The organism is Rhizobium sp. CC-YZS058 (genome assembly GCF_034720595.1).
Taxonomy (GTDB): Bacteria; Pseudomonadota; Alphaproteobacteria; order Rhizobiales; family Rhizobiaceae; genus Ferranicluibacter.
Genome location: NZ_JAYESJ010000001.1, coordinates 2,304,297 through 2,320,938 on the forward strand (window position 1 = coordinate 2,304,297; position 16,642 = coordinate 2,320,938).

Below are 16,642 nucleotides of genomic sequence, written 5' to 3' on the forward strand. Positions count from 1 at the left end.
CGTGGTGTAATCCTTTTCCTGTCGTGGACAAGATACACGTTGTGTATGCGAACGTCAGCTCTTTTCGTGCTTCCGCACGCCCCGCCAGGTCTTAGCAGCGATCTAATCGGTGGATGCTGGCTCGCATTTCGAGTCAATCTATCACAAACTCGCAAGACCCTTTTGCTTTCATGAAGTTCATCCATGCCCAACAAGACCATCGACCACGCTATTTCCGCCGCCCCCTTGCGCAGCGCCGCCTCAGACCCGACCCATGCGGGCGTCCTGTCCTTCATGCGGCGGCGCTACACCAAGAGGCTGAAGGGGGTGGATGTGGCGGTCATGGGCGTGCCCTTCGATGCGGCGACCTCCAATCGACCGGGCGCGCGCTTCGGGCCGCAGGCGATCCGCCGCGCCTCGGCGATCTTCGACAATGATCCGCAGTATCCCTTCGGCCGCGACCTCTTCGAGGGCATGGCGGTGATCGATTATGGCGATTGCCTGCTCGACTATGGCGACCACCGCAAGACGCCGGCTTCGATCGAGAAGGCGGCGGCGAAGATCGTGGCGAGCGGCGCCTATCTGCTGACGCTCGGCGGCGATCACTTCATCACGCTTCCCCTGCTCAGAGCGCACGCCGCTCGCCACGGGCCGCTGGCACTGGTTCATTTCGATGCCCATCAAGATACCTGGCCGGACGAGAAGGGCCGGATCGACCACGGCTCCTTCCTCGGCCGCGCCGTGGAGGAAGGGCTGGTCGATGTGGCTCGCTCGATCCAGATCGGCATCCGCACCCATGCGCCGGAGGATTGCGGCATCCGCATTCTCTATGGCTACGAGGTGGAGGAGATGAGCGCCGGAACGCTGTCCTCGGCCATCCTCAACCATGTCTGCGATGCCGCGACTTATCTGACCGTCGATATCGACGTGCTCGACCCGGCCTTTGCGCCCGGTACCGGCACACCGGTCGCGGGGGGCCCATCCTCCGCCAAGCTGCTGTCGGTGCTGCGCGGCCTGGCCGGCCTCGACATTCGGGGCTCCGATGTCGTCGAGGTTGCGCCGGCCTACGACCATGCGGATGTGACCGCCATTGCCGCCTCGACTGTCGCCATGTATATGCTCGGCCTGCGCGCCGAGCGTCTGGCCGCCGGGGCATGAGGCCGTTATCAAACTGAATCAAGCCTCTGCCAAAGTGAGTCCGCACAGGCGCGCAACATCTTGATCGGGCAGGATATCTCATGAAACCGAAGATCTTCATCGATGGCGAACACGGCACGACCGGGCTGCAGATCCGCGTGCGCATGGCCGATCGCGCCGATGTCGACCTTCTCTCGATCCCCGAGGCCGAACGGCGAAATGCGGCGATGCGCGAAGACCTGCTCAACGCAGCCGACGTGGCCATCCTCTGCCTGCCCGATGATGCGGCCAAGCAGGCCGTCGCCATGCTGGACGGCAACAACACGGTGCGGATCATCGATACCTCGACCGCCCATCGCGTTTCGCCGGACTGGGCCTATGGCTTTGCCGAGATGGACAAGGAGCAGACGGCGCGCATCCGCGACGCTCGGCTCGTCGCCAATCCCGGCTGCTACCCGACCGGCGCCATCGGCCTCATCCGACCGCTGCGCCAGGCGGGCCTCCTGCCCGAGACATATCCGGTCACGGTCAATGCCGTTTCGGGCTATACGGGCGGCGGCAAGCAGATGATCGCGCAGATGGAAGACCCTGCCCATCCCGAGGCGATCACCGCGCCGCATTTCCTCTATGGCCTCTCGCTCAAGCACAAGCACGTGCCGGAAATGACGCAGCACGGACTGCTCGGCCGCGCGCCGATCTTTGCGCCCTCCGTCGGTCGTTTCCCGCAGGGCATGATCGTACAGGTGCCATTGCATCTTGACGATCTCGCTGCCGGCGCGACCCTCGAGACCATCCACGCCGCCCTGGTCGACCACTATGCCGGCCAGTCGGTCGTCGAGGTGGTGCCGCTCGACATCAGCGCCAAGCTCGCCCGGATCGACGCGACCGAGCTTGCCGGCACGGACCGGATGAAGCTCTTCGTCTTCGGCACGCCGGGCGGCGAGCAGGTCAATCTCGTGGCGCTGCTCGACAATCTCGGCAAGGGCGCGTCCGGCGCCGCGGTCCAGAACATGGACCTGATGCTCTCCGCCTGAGCGGAGAGCCGCGGCCTGCTATCGGCGAAGCGCCACTGCCGTCTCAAGCGGATACTCGCCCACCAGCGCCCGCCAGTGGGCAATCGCGAAGCCGAGCACGATCAGCGCGCCGCCCTGATGCGCGACGCCCCACAGGATCGGTACCTGCAGCAGAAGCGTGGTGATGCCGATTGCCGCCTGCACGACGACAAGCACCGCCAGCACCGTCGCCTGCCGCGCATAGGTGGAGCGCGGCGCGAGCCGCAGGCTGGCGATCATATGGCCGATCACCACCGCCAGCAGCAGATAGGCCCCGCAGCGGTGCACGAACTGCACGGTCTTCGGGTTTTCGAAGAGGTTCAGCCAGGCCGGCACCTGGATGAAGAGATCGGAGGGGATTAGCGCCCCATCCATCAGCGGCCAGGTGTTGTAGCTCAAGCCGGCATCGAGACCTGCCACCAGTGCGCCGAGATAGATCTGCAGAAAGGCAAGGCCGGCGATCAGGGCCGCCACCAGATAGGAATGCCGCGTCGGCGGCGCATCGCCCCGATGCGGGGTCAGCCCACGCAGGATCCACAGGCAGGAAGAGAAGATCAGGCACGCCATCACCAGATGGGTCGCAAGGCGGTACTGGCTGACCTCGGTGCGTTCCGTCAGACCGGAGGAAACCATCCACCAGCCGATGAAGCCCTGCAGGCCGCCCAGCGCCAGGATGCCGACCAGCGGCAGCTTCAGCCGCCGCTCGATCCGCCCGGTCAGCCAGAAGAAGGCGAGCGGCAGGGCGAAGAGAATGCCGATCGAGCGCGCAATGACGCGATGGGCCCATTCCCACCAGAAGATCGTCTTGAAGCCCTCCAGCGTCATGTCGCTGTTGAGCTCGGAATATTGCGGGATCTGCTGGTAGAGCGCGAACTCCTCCTGCCATTCCGCATCGCTCAAGGGAGGGACAATGCCGTGGATAGGCTTCCACTCGGTAATGGAGAGGCCCGATTCGGTCAGCCGGGTTGCGCCGCCGACCAGCACGAGGGCGAAGAGCGCCACGACGACCACCCAGAGCCAGGCCCGCACTTGGGCGCGGTGGCGGATGGCGCGGTTGCGGGTTGCGCGGTCGATCTCGGCCTGCGCTTGGTAGTCCATCGTCTGGTTGATCGCGGTCATCGCGCGGCCTCGCCTGTGGCTGTCTTCCGTCTCGCGTGTTGATTTGCCCCACCCATGGGTGCAAAACAAGGCCGGGCTTTGCGGCATGCCGTCGCGCATGGCCGACGGACGCGCACCCGCGCCGCCAAGGGAGAACACGCCACCATGCCGCTGCGCCTGCGCAAACTGATCGGAACGGTTCTGATCATCGCCCTCGTTCTGCTCTATGCGCTGATCGCCACCACCGTCGCCTCCGCCCTGCTCGGCGCCTCGCCCTGGTGGGTCCACCTCCTCTATTTCCTCCTGAGCGGCCTTCTCTGGATCCTCCCCGCCATGCTGATCATCCGCTGGATGGAGCGGCCGGTCGATAGCGAATGACGTGCCGGTCTACATGCGCCATGCCCTCAAGACCACAAGCACCCGTCGGCGGTTGGCTCGAAACGGGACAACCGTCTTAAGCATCCGATAACCGCGGCTGCGAATTCCGGACGACAGCGATGCGGGAACCGGTACGGGCGTAAGGGAAATGGAGGATTTGTCCCATTAGGGTCGCCTCAAGAAACCCTTCGTCAACGGTCGGTGGCATGACGCACATGGATTTGGCACGCTTCGACGCAGCTTCCTTCGCACCCCGCTTTCACAAAGCGCTGGCGGCGGATCCGGCGGAGTTCCTTCTGCCGCCCCGCCCGGCGTCTGAAACGCGGACGGAGGACGAGCGCCTGTCGGTCTCCGTCCATGTCAGCATGGCGGCGCTGGAGGCGGATTGGCGAGCACTCGAGGCCTCCAGCAGCGCCTCCCTCCACCAGGGGTTCGACTGGTGCGCCGCCTGGGCTGCGGCGCATCACAACCCGCTTCTGCTTTTGCGCGGGCGGATCGGGGCGCGGACGGTGTTCATCCTGCCGCTCGAGCTCGTGCGCGGACGGTTGTTCCGCACGGCCCGATTTATCGGCTCGCCGCACAGCAATCTGAACACGGGCCTCTTCTCCGACGACCTCGGCCCCTTCACGCCCGAAATGCTGGCGGAGATGCTGCTTGCCGAGCTCTGCGCAAAGCTGGCGCGGGTTGCCGATATCGTCACGCTGGAGAAAATGCCCTTCGACTGGCGCGGCCACCGCCACCCGCTCGCCTCGCTGCCGTCGGTGCGCAACCAGAACTGCTCCTACCAGCTGCCGATGACTGCCTCCTTCACCGAGACGCTTTCGCAGGTGAACGCACGCCGCCGGCGCAAGAAGCAGCGCGTGTCCGAAAAACGGCTGGAGGCACTCGGCGGATACGAGCATGTGGTGGCGGAAACGCCAGGAGAGCGGCAAGCGCTCCTTGAGCGCTTCTTCGAGCAGAAAGCCACCCGCTTCAAGGCCATGGGCCTGCCCAATGTCTTTGCCGACAGCAAGACCCAGACCTTCCTGCGCAGCCTGGTTTCCGCGCCGAAGGCGCCGACCCACAAGCTTCTGGAGCTTCATGCCATCCGCCTGAAGGGCGGAAGCGAGGGGCGAATCGCGGCCATTGCCGGCATGTCCCGCAAGGGCGACCATGTCATCTGCCAGTTCGGCTCGATCGACAACGATTTGGCGAGCGAGGCGAGCCCCGGCGAACTGCTCTTCTACCGCATGATCGAGGATGGCTGCGCCGACGGCATTCGCCTCTTCGATTTCGGCATCGGCGACCAGCCCTACAAGCGATCCTGGTGTACGGTGGAAACGACGCTGCGCGACATCGTTCTGCCGCTGACGCTGCGCGGACGCGCCGCCGCAGCACTCCATCGCGCGCTTGTGCACGCCAAGGCGCTGATCAAGAGCAACCGGCACAGCTACGCCTTCATCCAGCGGCTGCGACAACGCCGCCAGGCCGGACGCTATGTCCCGCCGGTCGAAGAGGCGGACGAGGCCTGAGGCGCGCCGCGAGTTGCGTCAGGCCGCGCGCGGTTTGCGGCGCGTTCCCCGCGTATCACCGCCGGTGGAGCCGGTCATGACGTGAATGTTGCGATAGCCGGCCTCGGCGAAGGATTCGATCGCCGCCACCAGGCTGTCCGGCTCGACCTCGGGTGCGGAGAGGATGATGTCCGTCTCGCCGTCGCGCGCGATCCGCGTCACGGCCGCGCTCGATGCATTGCCGCAATCGATCAGCACAAGGTCATAGGCATTCGACAGCGCCTCGACGACGATCGGCAACCGATCGACCGCGCGCATGGCATGCGCGGCATCCGCCGTGCCCTGCGGAAGGAGATGGGCTTCGGAGTGCCGGTCGCCATGGATCGTGTCGGAGAAGGCGACATCGCCGGCCAGGAGATCGGTGATTCCCGGCAGATCGCCGCTCGTGGCCATGAGCCGCGTCGGACGTCCGGCACCGGTCAGGTCGATCAGCACCACCCGGTGCCCGCCTTCCGCCAGCAGGCGGGCAAGGAGGACGGTGTTGTCCGACCCGGCCTCGCTGGAGGGCTCCACGCAGACCGCGACCGAGACGCGCGCGGCAAGCAGGGTTTCCGCCACGTCTTCGACCGCAAACCCCTCCTCCACTTCGACCTCTTGCGGGCGGGCGGGCGCGATCGGGGCCGGTGCGGCAATGGGCGCCGGTGCATGCACGGCAGCAGATGCGGCGGGCGCGATGGCTTCGCCATGATCCCGTCTGCGCTGCCGGTCGACGGGCGTCGCCACCACTGCAGCCGGCGCCGCAGCGCCGACCGGGCGCAGGGCACGCCCTGAAAACAGTTCGGAAAGCAGGATAATGACCGAGGAGATGAGGAATGTGGCAAGTGCCGCAACGAGGGTGATCGGCAACACCTTCGGAAAAGCAGCCTCGGTGGGCTCGACGGCCTTGGAAATGATGCGGGCATCGGCCGGCGCGGCGCTCGCGCCGGTGCGCGAGGTCGCCTCGCGATAGCGAGCCAGATAGGTTTCCAGAAGCTGACGCTGCGCCGCCGCCTCGCGTTCGAGCGCCCGAAGCCCCACCTCGTCCTCCCCGGCACGTGCGGAATTGGCCTTCAGCGTGTTGAGCTGGCGGGTCAGTTGCTGCTCGCGCAACTCGCCGACCTTCGCCTCGTTCTGCAGGCTCGCCAGGATCTTCTCGGTCTCGGCGCGGATCTGGCCGCGAATGCCGACGAGCTGGGACTTGAGACCTTTCAGCCGCGGATGGCCGTCGAGCAGGGTGACGGAGAGATCGGCGATCTGGCTCTGGATCTGCGATTCCGATTCCTTCAGCCGCTGGATCATCTGCGAGCCGACGACATCGTTGAGCGTCTCGGCGCCGCGGCCGCTCGTGAGCGCGGAACGAACGTTTTCCGCCCGTGCCTCGGCATTGGCGCGCTCGCCGCGCACGCGGGCCAGTTCGGTCGACAGATCGGTCATCTGCCGCGTGGCGAAATTGCTCTGGTCGCCGGCGCCCAGTAGATCGGACTGGGAGCGATAGGTCGCGACCTTCTCTTCCGCCATCCGCACCTTTTCCCGCAGGTTGGCGATCTCGGGCTCCAGCCAGCGGGTCGCCTCCGAATTGCTGTCGAGCTTCGCCCCGCTCTGCAGCGACAGATAGATCTTCGCCATCTCGTTCGGAATGGCCGCCGCCAACTGCCGGTCCTCGGAGGAGAACTGGATGGCGATGACGCGGGATTTCTCGACCTGGTAGACCTGCAGCTTTTCCTGGAAGATCTTGAGGACGCGCTCCTCCGGCGGCAGATCGAGCGGGTTCTGCTTCACCCCCAGCATGACCAGAAGGTCGGAGATGGCCGAGGGATCGGCGGTGGGGTCGAACTCCTTCAGTTCGTAGAGCTTCATACTGCGGGCGACCTGCTTGATCAGGTCGATGGAGCGCAGCACCTGCACCTCGCTTGCAATGCCGGATTCGTCGAAGGCGGTCGCGCTCTGGGGCTGCGGGGCGGGAGCGGCGGCGGAAAACTCCGGCTCGCGGGATTCGATCAGCAGCCGCGCCTCGCTTTCGTAGCGCGGCGCCATCAGGTTCGCACCCGCAAAAGCAAGGCCCGCCACCGCCACGGTGGCCAGGAGAACGCGCGTGCGACGACGCCAGATGGCGCGGAACAGAGCCCCGAGGTCGATATCCACGTCCTGTTGGCTGCCGCTGAGACCCGACATCGCGATACTCCGAACTTCCGATCGTTTTCGCCAAGGTAAACAACCATGGTAACGCAAGGGTTAACGCCACCCCCTGCCCGCTGCGCCTGTGTTCGACACGCCGCACCGATTCCGCACGCTGGGGCCCGGATTTTTACCAGCCGTTAACCCTAACGGATGGATAACGGCAGTCGAACAGGCACCAAGCGCGCGGGTAGTGGCAATGGGTTGGGCGAAAGGAACGATCAGTGTGACGGCAGCCGTCTTGTCGGTTGCCACGGTGCTGTCCGGCTGCACCAGCTACAAGCCCGCCCCGAAGGCCTTCAGCGAAGCGACCATCCAGCCCTACCGGCTGGACAGCGGCGACCGCTTGCGCGTCTCCGTCTTCGAACAGCCGGGCCTGACCGGCACCTACACGGTCGACCAGGCCGGCTATGTCGCCTACCCCCTGATCGGCTCGGTACCCGCCCGCGGCCGCACGCTGAGCGAACTCGAAGCCACCATCGCCGAGAAACTGCGCGGCGGCTATCTGCGCGATCCCGACGTGACGATCGAGGTCGATCGCTATCGCTCCGTCTTCATCATGGGCGAGGTCGGACAGGCCGGGCAATATTCCTACGTGCCGGGCATGACCGTGCAGAACGCGATTGCCGTTGCCGGCGGCTTCTCGCCGCGCGCCAACCAGTCGACCGTCGATGTCACGCGCAAGGTCAATGGACGGATTGTCACCGGCCGCGTGCCGATAACCGATCCGGTGATGGCGGGCGACACGCTCTACATCCGCGAACGGCTCTTCTGATCGTCATGGCCGAGCAGAGGCCGCTGCGCATCATTCACTGCTTTCGCTCGCCGGTTGGCGGTATTTTCCGGCATGTGCGGGATCTGGCGCTTGCCCATGCCGCCGCCGGGCATCAGGTCGGTATCGTCTGCGACAGCACGACCGGGGGAGACTACGAGGACGCGCTGTTTCGGGAAATCCTGCCCCATCTCTCGCTCGGCCTCGTTCGCCTGCCGATCCGCCGGGCGATCGGGCCTTCCGACGCGGCGGCGCTCTGGCGAGGCTACAAGGAGATCAGAAGTTTGCAGCCGGACATCCTGCACGGCCACGGCGCCAAGGGCGGCGCGCTGGCCAGGGTGATCGGCTCGGTGCTGCGGGTGAACAAGTATTGCGTCTCCCGCCTTTATTCCCCGCATGGCGGCAGCCTGCATTATGACCGCGCAACGCCTGCAGGCCTTGGAATCATGGCGCTCGAACGCTTCCAGGAACGCTGGACCGACGCGCTGGTCTTCGTCTGCGACTATGAGCGCGAGACCTATGCGCGCAAGATCGGCGCACCGACGGTGAAGACCGCACGGATCTACAACGGCGTGGCGGCGGAGGAGTTCGTGCCCGTCGTGCCGCGTCCGGATGCGGTCGATTTCCTCTATATCGGCATGCTGCGCGACCTGAAGGGTCCCGATATCTTCATCGATGCCTTCGCGCGGACGGAGCGCCTCATCGGCCGGCCGCTTTCGGCCCTGATGATCGGCGATGGGCCTCAGCAGGAAGACTACATGCGCATGAAGCTCGAACGCGGGCTGGGGAAGCGCATCGGCATGGCGCCCGCCACCCACGCCCGCGCCGCCTTCGCCCGCACGCGCATCGTCGTGCTGCCCTCCCGCGCCGAGGCCATGCCCTATATCGTGCTCGAGGCGCTGGCTGCCGGCATGCCGGTCATCGCCACTCGGGTCGGCGGGGTGCCGGAGATTTTCGGGCCGGACAGCGCGGCGCTTGCCACGCCGAACGACGCGCAGTCTCTGGCCGAAATCATGGCCGCGGCACATGACAACCCCGATTGGGCGAAGACCGCCCTGCCCGATCCTGTCCGCTTCCGCGAGGCCTTTTCCGTGGAGACGATGAGCGCCGAGATGCTGGCGCTCTATCGCTCGCTCCTGGTCGAAACGGCACAGTCCGAGCCTGCTCGTCCCGCGCAGGCGTAAGCGTTTCTTAGGCGCCGTCTGCTATGCCCTTGATCGAAAGATGGGGCACGCGGTTCATGAATCAGATCGACAAGCCGGAAACCTTCGACACCGAGGCCCTCCGGCGCAAGATTTCGGAAATCAGGACCTATGACCGCAGCGAGCCGGCGCCGGAGACCGATCCGAAGCCGCTGAACCCGCTGGCGCGCCGCGTGGCGCAGCAGTTCCGCACCGACACCCGCTCGCCGACCATCGTCATCGGCCTTCTGCGCCTGTTCGAGTTCCTTGCCCTCTTCTTGATCGGTTATGGAATCAATGCGCTTTATGTCGCGCCGGACTTCGACCGGTGGCTCGGCTACTGCGCCATGCTGCTCGCAAGCTCGCTGATGACCGTCGTCTTCCTGCAGGTCGCCGACGGTTATCAGGTGCCGATCCTGCGCGCCGTCACGCGCGCTTTGCCGCGCATCCTCGGTGCCTGGGCGCTGGCCTTCGGGCTGGTCGCGATGGTGCTCTTCTTCCTCAAGGCCGGAGAGGATTATTCGCGCGTCGCCTTCGGCACCTGGTTCGTCGCCGGTTCGGCCTTCCTGTTCCTGGAGCGCATCGTCATCGCCGTTGCGATCCGCCGCTGGGCGCGCAATGGGGTCATGGAGCGCCGGGTCGTCATCGTCGGCGGCGGCGAACCGGCCAAGGCGCTGATTCGCACGCTGGAGAACCAGACCGACAACGACCTGCGCATCTGCGGCATCTTCGACGATCGCGACGAGCGCCGCTCGCCCGGCATCGTCGCCGGCTACCCGAAGCTCGGCACCGTGCCGGAACTGGTGGAATTCGCACGGCTGACCCGCGTCGACATGCTGATCATCGCGCTGCCGCTTTCGGCCGAAAAGCGCATCCTGGATCTTTTGAAGAAGCTCTGGATCCTGCCGGTCGACATCCGGCTGGCCGCGCATGCCACCGATCTGCGCTTCCGGCCCCGCAGCTATTCCCATGTCGGCCACGTGCCGATGCTCGATGTTTTCGACAAGCCGATCGCCGACTGGGACTCGGTCGCCAAGCGCATCTTCGACATCGTCTTCAGCCTTTTGGCGCTAGCCCTGCTCTGGCCCGTCTTCATCGGCGCCGCCATCGCCGTCAAAGTGAGTTCGCCGGGACCGATCTTCTTCAAGCAGAAGCGCCACGGCTTCAACAATGATACGATCGAGGTCTTCAAGTTCCGCTCCATGTACACGCATCTGAGCGACCCGACGGCGCGGGCAGCCGTCACGAAGGGCGATCCGCGCGTCACCCGCGTCGGCCGGTTCCTGCGCAAATCCTCGATCGATGAATTGCCGCAGATCTTCAACGTGCTGCGTGGCGAGCTCTCGCTCGTCGGCCCCCGCCCCCATGCCGTCGCAGCGCAGACGGCGGATCGCAAATATGCCGATGTCGTTCAGGGCTATTTCGCCCGTCACCGGGTCAAGCCGGGCGTCACGGGCTGGGCGCAGATCAACGGCTGGCGCGGCGAGATCGACAGCGACGACAAGATCCGCTTCCGCACCGCCTTCGACCTGCACTACATCGAGAACTGGTCGCTCTGGTTCGACTTCAAGATCCTGGTTCTGACTCCCTTCCGCCTGCTCGACACGGAAAACGCCTATTGAGCACGCTCGCCCCTCCTTCCGGCATCGGCACCGTGCCGCCGCTTGACGCGCCGGTGCGCTCCGCCTTCGCCATGCTCGGCTCGGGTGCGGTCTGCCTCGGGGTGTTTCTGCAGGGCTTCGTCATCGTCGAGCCGGCCCCGCACGAGCTGTTCATGGCGGGCCTGATCGCGGTCTGGGCCCTGTCCAGCCTGACGATTTCGCGCGCCGTCGCGCCGCTCGCCGTACTCCTGATCCTCTTCATGGTCGGCGGCCTTCTCTCGCTGACGGTGATGGACGATCTCTCGGTCGCGCCGATGTACATGGCGGTCTCGGGCTTCCTCTGCCTCACCAGCATCTTCTATGCCGCGATCATCGAGGCCAAGGCCTCGCGGCTGACGCTCATTTATCAGGCCTGGGTCTGGTCGGCCGTCATCACCGCGCTGCTCGGCATTCTCGGCTATTTCGGCGTCATTCCCGGTGGCGAGGCCTTCACGCTATATGACCGCGCGAAGGGCGCCTTCCAGGATCCGAACGTCTTCGGTCCCTTTCTCGTCGCCCCGTCGCTCTATCTCATGCACGGTCTGCTGACAGGACGCCTCGTGCAGCTGCCTCTGCGCGCGCTCGGCATCCTTGTCATGGGTCTTGGCCTCTTCCTCTCCTTCTCGCGTGCTGCCTGGGCGCTCTATCTGTTCGCGGCCTGCATGCTGGTCTTCATCATGCTGCTCAAGGAGCGCACCGGCGCCTTCCGGCTGAAGATCCTGGTCATCACCCTGTTCGGCACATTGCTGATGGTGTCGTCGCTGGTCGTCGCGCTGCAGATACCCCAGGTCGCGAACCTTTTTTCGAGCCGCACCCAGCTCGTGCAGGAATATGATGGCGGTCACCTTGGCCGCTTCGACCGGCACCGCATCGGCTTCCTGATGTCCATGGAGAAGCCGCTCGGGATCGGGCCCATGGAGTTTTCCAAGATCTTCCCCGAAGACGAGCACAATATCTGGCTGAAGAGCCTGACCTCCTATGGCTGGCTCGGCTTCGTCTCCTATGTGACGCTCATCCTCATCACGCTCGCCATCGGCTTCAAGGGCCTGCTGCTCGATCGCCCCTGGCAGCCGGCGCTAATGATCGCCTGGATCGTCCTCTTGGGCCATGTCGGCATCGGCAATGTCATCGATACCGATCATTGGCGCCATTTCTTCCTGCTGCTCGGCATCGTCTGGGGCTGCGGCGCGCTCGAATGGCGCCATCGGCGCGCCGTCTCGGTCTCGCAGCCGACCGGGCCCGACGCTAAATTCCGCTTCTCCGCCTTGCCGAGCCCCCGCTCCCACCGTTAAATCGGGCAACGACACCGCCACTCGACGCCGCGCCGCGCCTGCCGCCTTTCCTCCCGCCGGAACCACCGCATGACACCGACTGCCCCGACGACCGACGCCGAGCGCGCCTCGCTCCGCATCCTGCAGGTGATCGAGCCGAGCGGTGGGGGATCGGGCCGCCACTTTCTCGATCTCTGCCACGGGCTCATGCAGCGGGGCCACCATGTCGAGGCGGTCTATTCGCCCGTTCGGGCGGAAAAGAGCTTCGTCCGTGAGCTGAAGGCCATGGGACTTCCCGACGTCCACAAGGTGGCTATGCGCCGCGCACCCGGCCGCTCGGACCTTGCGGCGCACCGGGCGCTGCGCGCGATCATCTCGCGCGGGCGGTTCGACATTATCCATGGCCACAGTTCCAAAGCCGGCGCGCTGACCCGCCTGCGGCTGCCCGGCCGCCATGCGCAGCGGGTCTATACACCGCACGCCTTCCGCACCATGGACCCGACGCTGAGCGCCGGCGCGCGGAGACTTTATGGTTCCATCGAGAGCTTTCTCGGGCGCTATCTGACCGACCACCTGATCTGCGTCTCCGAGGACGAGTATCGTCACGCTCTCTCCCTCGGCATTCCCGAAGCGCGCCTCAGCGTCATCGTCAATGGCGCGGCGCAGCCGGTCAAAGACATGGCCGCGACGGTGCGCGCCAGCTTCGGCATTGCGCCGGACACCTTCGTCTTCGGCGCCATCGGCCGCCTGTCGCATCAGAAGGCGCCCGAGCGGATGATCGAAGCCTTCCGGCTGGCGGCCGCCAAGGTGCCCGGCGCCCATCTCATCATGATCGGCTCGGGCGAGCTCGAAACGCCGGTTCGGGCGGCGATCGCTGCCAGCGGCCTGCAAAGCCGCATCCACCTGACCTCGGCCTTCACCGGCCCGCAGGCCGTCTCCGCCTTCGATTGCCTGGTCATGCCGAGCCGCTACGAAGCGATGTCCTATGTGATGCTGGAGGCGGCTGCCGTCGCCAAGCCGATCGTCTCCACCGATGTCGGCGGCGCGACGACCGCCATCGAACACGGCGTGACCGGCTTCATCGTTCCCAATGACGGCGATACGGCGAAGCTGGCGGCGGCCATGATCGAGGTGGCGGAGCCGGCAACCTTCGCCCGGCTGAAGGAAGGCGCCGAACGCGCCCGCAGCCGCTTCTCGCTCGACACCATGATCGACCGCACCGAGGCCCTTTATAAAAGGCTCGTCGCCCGCTGATCCCTGCATCTGGGCCCACCCATGGAAACGCCGGCATCCATGACGGACACCGGCGTAAGCGCGCCTGATCGGCGTGAAGCGCAGCGCAGGCCCTAGCGGTAGGGCGAATAGCACTGCTGGCGTGGGCCGTTATAGGGCTGGAACGTGTTGTCGTAGGCCCGGTAGGACCGGTAGCGGTTGTAGCACCAGGACGTATGCGAGCCGCTGGCACGATAGACGCTGCGGGGTGCAGGCGAACTGTTCAACGCGCCGCCGATGATCGCCCCGGCAGCGAAGGCACCGAGCGGCACGCCGACGCCATAGCCGCGGCGGTGATGCCGATAGTAGCGGCCGGAATAGCGGCGGTCGTGCCGCCAGTCATGACGGCCCCGGTGCCAACCGGCATGGCGGCGATCCCACCGGCGATCATGCCGGAAAGCGCTGCGGTGGTGGCGGCGGATATAGCGGCGCGACGCCACCTGCTGCACGTCCGAGCTGACCTCCGCCGGCTTTTGCACGGCAACAAGCGGCATGGCCTGAACCGGCGCAAGCGAGGTCACGGCGGTGGCGAGAGAGATGAGTGCAATCATGAGTCTTTTCATCTTGGGTCTCCTTCCATACTCCGGATATGGCGCTCGAAACGCGAAAACCCACCCCCAACGCGCCAGCGGCCCTTCACGAAGGGGAGAGGCAAGCGTCCTTCCCGGCCGAAACCGCCACCCGCCGCTTCCCTCCTCCCGTTTTTTTCACCGCCTCCACTTGCGCTTCCCCCCTGAACCGACTAGGGAACTCGTGCCTTCACGGCACGTCGGAATGTAGCGCAGCCCGGTAGCGCACTTGACTGGGGGTCAAGGGGTCGTCGGTTCGAATCCGGCCATTCCGACCATTTTCAAGGGTTCCCCCAACCCTAGATACAGACTCTCGTTGCATCTTGATGAACCTCACGCTGGTTTGCTCCGCGCCTCCTTTTCGGTGCGGGTAGCCGATCCGTTCGCTCATGTGACCCGCCGTCTGCCATTTCCTACTTTACTTATTTAATATTATCCTGATATTTTTGACTGCAGTACTGATGCCTTGTTGGCATGACACGGAATGTGGCTGCCTTGTGGCCTCAGCGGAATCCGGGTCCAATTCTCGGCGCACTCATGCACCTGTGTTTCATCGACGAAAGTGGGACGCCGCCATCACGGCCATCGGGCCATGAAGTTTATTTCACGTTGGCCGCGGTCATCATTCGCGACCACGATTGGAGCGAGATTGCGAAGAAACTTCTGGGCTTTTGCCTGAGGCACAACATTCGCGGCGAATTGAAATGGCGGTACTTCTCGCCTCATAACGCAACAGCCGAGAACCCGCTTCTGGGCAGCGATGCCGCGACCCGCAAACGGCTCAGCCTCGAACTCGCGCACCTAATCCTGGCATCGGAGCTTACCGTGGTCGCATGCGTCACAGATGTCGGCGTCGCTTTCGAATATGCCTCCGTCAGCAATCAGCAAGAGCTTTACCATTTCACCTACAAGCCCGTAACGGAGCGCTTTCAATACTTCCTACAGGATAACGGCAGTCAGGGTATCGTCATTGCCGATCACAGAGGTCGGGACAGTGACAAGCTTTTCCGGGCCCATCATCAATCACTTCTCTCCAAGCGGGGGAAAGCAACCTCAGCCTATAACCGCTTTATAGAGGGCCTGTTTCTTCAGGATTCCCGACATTCGGTCGGCATACAACTCGCTGACTTCGTCGCCGGTGCAATTCATCGAGCCTACACGACGGGTGATGCTGAGATCGCAACCCTCATTCGACCGAAGATCAGGAGAAGTGACGACGGCAAAATCCTCGGACATGGGATCGTGCAGCTTCCTCGCGATCGGTTTGGTACGAACTTGCGAAGAGGTGGACGCCGGGCTGGACCGTAGTCCAGACGCCATAGATGTCAGGCTCCCGAGCGCAGGACGATGATAACTCCAAGGCCCGATGGTGACAAGAGCGAGCTCCTTCGGCGGAGGAGCAAGGACCGGATCGACCTATGACAGCGACAGCTGCTGCTGCCGGAGAGGCCTTGATCTCAGCGCACCTGATCCAGCAGCCGCTTGCATTCCAGCAAATCGTACAACGCCTCCTGCAGGAGCGCGCGGTCTTCCTTGCCGATCGAGGTTTTGCCGATCGAGACTTCGGCTTCGTCGGTGCCGCCGAAGGAGAAGAAGCGGCGGCTGGTGGGAAGTTTGGCGCGGCCGACGATCTGGTCGTCCTCGTTCATCACCAGGCGTGGGCCCTGGTGCGGGGGGCCGGCATGCCCTGCGGCTGGCCGCTCCCCCGCCCCGTCATCATTGCTGGCGGCGGCAAGCGCCTCCACGGTCGCGAGATCGCCGCTGGCGATCGCCGCCACGAACTTGTTGCCGTTGACCTTCAGGAGCTTCTGGACGCCCTTGATCGTATAGCCATGGTCATAGAGCAGATGGCGGATGCCCTTCAGGAGGTCCACGTCCTCGGGGCGGTAATAGCGCCGCCCCCCGCCCCGCTTCATTGGTCGGATCTGCGTGAAGCGGGTTTCCCAGAAGCGCAGCACATGCTGCGGCAGGTCGAGATCGTCCGCGACTTCGCTGATCGTGCGGAAGGCATCCGGGCTCTTGTCCATTCTCGTCCTCGCTTCACGCTCGCCTGCCACCGGCCTTAGAACCGGTGGGGCACGGCATGGCCGCTGTCGTCTGACACCACGGCGAAACGCCGTGCCGACTCGCTCGCCCGGCTGTCCGCCGCAACAAGCATTCCAGCAACGCTGCCGCATTTCAATGGTTTAGGCTTGAGTTTTCAACCGGGAAAGTCAGAGTCGCCGGTCAGGCGACGGGCGAAGCGGGCTTCTGCTTGGCCTTGCGGGCGAGATGGGCCTTCAGAACCCGCTGCTTGAGCACGTTGGAGGCCTTGAAGGTCATCACCCGACGGGGCGAGATCGGCACTTCCTCGCCGGTCTTGGGATTGCGGCCGATCCGCTCGTTCTTGTCGCGCACCTGGAAGGTGGCGAAGGAGGAGAGCTTGACGCTTTCCCCGCGCACGATCGCGTTGCAGATCTCGTCGATGACCGTTTCCACGAGTTCGGCGGACTCCGTGCGCGAGAGGCCGACCTTGCGGAACACTGCCTCGGCGAGGTCCGCTCTCGTTACCGTCTTACCGCTCATGTCCCACCGATCCCCATCGATTTC

At 64.9% G+C, this 16,642-nt stretch carries 15 protein-coding genes and 1 tRNA gene; 11 read left to right on the plus strand and 5 right to left on the minus strand.

Annotated features, from left to right (window positions below; genetic code table 11):
- Positions 1 to 183 precede the first annotated feature (183 nt).
- Together speB and argC are read left to right on the plus strand one after the other, a co-directional pair.
- Positions 184 to 1,137, plus strand: a complete 954-nt coding sequence (gene speB, locus U8330_RS11075; RefSeq protein ID WP_323105338.1) for an agmatinase — start codon at positions 184 to 186, stop codon at positions 1,135 to 1,137.
- Positions 1,138 to 1,217: 80 nt separating this feature from the next.
- Positions 1,218 to 2,150 carry an N-acetyl-gamma-glutamyl-phosphate reductase gene (gene argC / locus U8330_RS11080; protein WP_323105339.1) on the plus strand — a complete coding sequence of 311 codons (933 nt, stop codon included), beginning with the start codon at positions 1,218 to 1,220 and terminating at the stop codon, positions 2,148 to 2,150.
- Positions 2,151 to 2,168: 18 nt separating this feature from the next.
- On the opposite strand, the gene U8330_RS11085 is transcribed toward argC, so the two are convergent.
- Positions 2,169 to 3,266 (minus strand): COX15/CtaA family protein, encoded by a 1,098-nt coding sequence (locus U8330_RS11085; protein ID WP_323107255.1) that lies wholly within the window; start codon positions 3,264 to 3,266, stop codon positions 2,169 to 2,171.
- 165 nt (positions 3,267 to 3,431) lie between these two features.
- Here U8330_RS11085 and U8330_RS11090 point away from each other — a divergent pair, with 165 nt between their 5' ends.
- The gene (locus U8330_RS11090) at positions 3,432 to 3,644 is read left to right on the plus strand and encodes a DUF2842 domain-containing protein (RefSeq protein ID WP_323107256.1); all 213 of its coding nucleotides are present in this window, start codon (positions 3,432 to 3,434) and stop codon (positions 3,642 to 3,644) included.
- A gap of 215 nt (positions 3,645 to 3,859) precedes the next feature.
- Positions 3,860 to 5,155 carry a GNAT family N-acetyltransferase gene (locus U8330_RS11095; protein WP_323105340.1) on the plus strand — a complete coding sequence of 432 codons (1,296 nt, stop codon included), beginning with the start codon at positions 3,860 to 3,862 and terminating at the stop codon, positions 5,153 to 5,155.
- An 18-nt stretch (positions 5,156 to 5,173) separates the two neighbouring features.
- Here the strand turns inward: U8330_RS11095 and U8330_RS11100 are convergent, their stop codons facing one another.
- A complete protein-coding gene (locus U8330_RS11100; protein WP_323105341.1) occupies positions 5,174 to 7,345 on the minus strand; it encodes a GumC family protein in 2,172 nt (723 codons plus the stop codon).
- A gap of 202 nt (positions 7,346 to 7,547) precedes the next feature.
- On the opposite strand from U8330_RS11100, the gene U8330_RS11105 reads away from it, so the two are divergent.
- The 5 genes from U8330_RS11105 (at position 7,548) to U8330_RS11125 (ending at position 13,466) form a co-directional block, all read left to right on the plus strand.
- Positions 7,548 to 8,123: a polysaccharide biosynthesis/export family protein gene (locus U8330_RS11105; protein ID WP_323105342.1), complete on the plus strand. Its 576-nt coding sequence runs from the start codon at positions 7,548 to 7,550 to the stop codon at positions 8,121 to 8,123.
- A gap of 5 nt (positions 8,124 to 8,128) precedes the next feature.
- On the plus strand, positions 8,129 to 9,304 hold the full coding sequence (locus tag U8330_RS11110) for a glycosyltransferase family 4 protein (protein ID WP_323105343.1): 1,176 nt from the start codon (positions 8,129 to 8,131) through the stop codon (positions 9,302 to 9,304).
- Positions 9,305 to 9,360: 56 nt separating this feature from the next.
- Positions 9,361 to 10,923 (plus strand): undecaprenyl-phosphate glucose phosphotransferase, encoded by a 1,563-nt coding sequence (locus U8330_RS11115; RefSeq protein WP_323105344.1) that lies wholly within the window; start codon positions 9,361 to 9,363, stop codon positions 10,921 to 10,923.
- Between the two features lie 71 nt (positions 10,924 to 10,994).
- Entirely contained in the window at positions 10,995 to 12,233 is a 1,239-nt protein-coding gene (locus tag U8330_RS11120; protein WP_323107257.1) for an O-antigen ligase family protein, read from the plus strand.
- Between the two features lie 69 nt (positions 12,234 to 12,302).
- The gene (locus U8330_RS11125; protein WP_323105345.1) at positions 12,303 to 13,466 is read left to right on the plus strand and encodes a glycosyltransferase; all 1,164 of its coding nucleotides are present in this window, start codon (positions 12,303 to 12,305) and stop codon (positions 13,464 to 13,466) included.
- Between the two features lie 92 nt (positions 13,467 to 13,558).
- On the opposite strand, the gene U8330_RS11130 is transcribed toward U8330_RS11125, so the two are convergent.
- Positions 13,559 to 14,047, minus strand: a complete 489-nt coding sequence (locus tag U8330_RS11130) for a BA14K family protein (protein ID WP_323105346.1) — start codon at positions 14,045 to 14,047, stop codon at positions 13,559 to 13,561.
- 207 nt (positions 14,048 to 14,254) lie between these two features.
- Between U8330_RS11130 and U8330_RS11135 the strand changes: the two genes are divergently transcribed.
- Positions 14,255 to 14,331: transfer RNA gene (locus U8330_RS11135), tRNA-Pro, on the plus strand.
- A 259-nt stretch (positions 14,332 to 14,590) separates the two neighbouring features.
- The gene (locus tag U8330_RS11140; RefSeq protein ID WP_323105347.1) at positions 14,591 to 15,361 is read left to right on the plus strand and encodes a DUF3800 domain-containing protein; all 771 of its coding nucleotides are present in this window, start codon (positions 14,591 to 14,593) and stop codon (positions 15,359 to 15,361) included.
- 149 nt (positions 15,362 to 15,510) lie between these two features.
- Here U8330_RS11140 and U8330_RS11145 read toward each other — a convergent pair whose 3' ends face one another.
- Positions 15,511 to 16,080, minus strand: coding sequence for a MerR family transcriptional regulator (locus tag U8330_RS11145; protein ID WP_323105348.1), 570 nt, complete (start codon positions 16,078 to 16,080; stop codon positions 15,511 to 15,513).
- 199 nt (positions 16,081 to 16,279) lie between these two features.
- On the minus strand, positions 16,280 to 16,618 hold the full coding sequence (locus tag U8330_RS11150) for an integration host factor subunit alpha (protein ID WP_323105349.1): 339 nt from the start codon (positions 16,616 to 16,618) through the stop codon (positions 16,280 to 16,282).
- Positions 16,619 to 16,642 lie beyond the last annotated feature (24 nt).

Bases quoted from the DNA above. Each gene is read 5' to 3' on its own strand.
- speB (WP_323105338.1), top strand. From the start codon at position 184: ATGCCCAACAAGACCATCGACCACGCTATTTCCGCCGCCCCCTTGCGC.
- argC (WP_323105339.1), top strand. From the start codon at position 1,218: ATGAAACCGAAGATCTTCATCGATGGCGAACACGGCACGACCGGGCTG.
- U8330_RS11085 (WP_323107255.1), bottom strand. From the start codon at position 3,266: ATGGACTACCAAGCGCAGGCCGAGATCGACCGCGCAACCCGCAACCGC.
- U8330_RS11090 (WP_323107256.1), top strand. From the start codon at position 3,432: ATGCCGCTGCGCCTGCGCAAACTGATCGGAACGGTTCTGATCATCGCC.
- U8330_RS11095 (WP_323105340.1), top strand. From the start codon at position 3,860: ATGGATTTGGCACGCTTCGACGCAGCTTCCTTCGCACCCCGCTTTCAC.
- U8330_RS11100 (WP_323105341.1), bottom strand. From the start codon at position 7,345: ATGTCGGGTCTCAGCGGCAGCCAACAGGACGTGGATATCGACCTCGGG.
- U8330_RS11105 (WP_323105342.1), top strand. From the start codon at position 7,548: ATGGGTTGGGCGAAAGGAACGATCAGTGTGACGGCAGCCGTCTTGTCG.
- U8330_RS11110 (WP_323105343.1), top strand. From the start codon at position 8,129: ATGGCCGAGCAGAGGCCGCTGCGCATCATTCACTGCTTTCGCTCGCCG.
- U8330_RS11115 (WP_323105344.1), top strand. From the start codon at position 9,361: ATGAATCAGATCGACAAGCCGGAAACCTTCGACACCGAGGCCCTCCGG.
- U8330_RS11120 (WP_323107257.1), top strand. From the start codon at position 10,995: ATGCTCGGCTCGGGTGCGGTCTGCCTCGGGGTGTTTCTGCAGGGCTTC.
- U8330_RS11125 (WP_323105345.1), top strand. From the start codon at position 12,303: ATGACACCGACTGCCCCGACGACCGACGCCGAGCGCGCCTCGCTCCGC.
- U8330_RS11130 (WP_323105346.1), bottom strand. From the start codon at position 14,047: ATGAAAAGACTCATGATTGCACTCATCTCTCTCGCCACCGCCGTGACC.
- U8330_RS11140 (WP_323105347.1), top strand. From the start codon at position 14,591: ATGCACCTGTGTTTCATCGACGAAAGTGGGACGCCGCCATCACGGCCA.
- U8330_RS11145 (WP_323105348.1), bottom strand. From the start codon at position 16,080: ATGGACAAGAGCCCGGATGCCTTCCGCACGATCAGCGAAGTCGCGGAC.
- U8330_RS11150 (WP_323105349.1), bottom strand. From the start codon at position 16,618: ATGAGCGGTAAGACGGTAACGAGAGCGGACCTCGCCGAGGCAGTGTTC.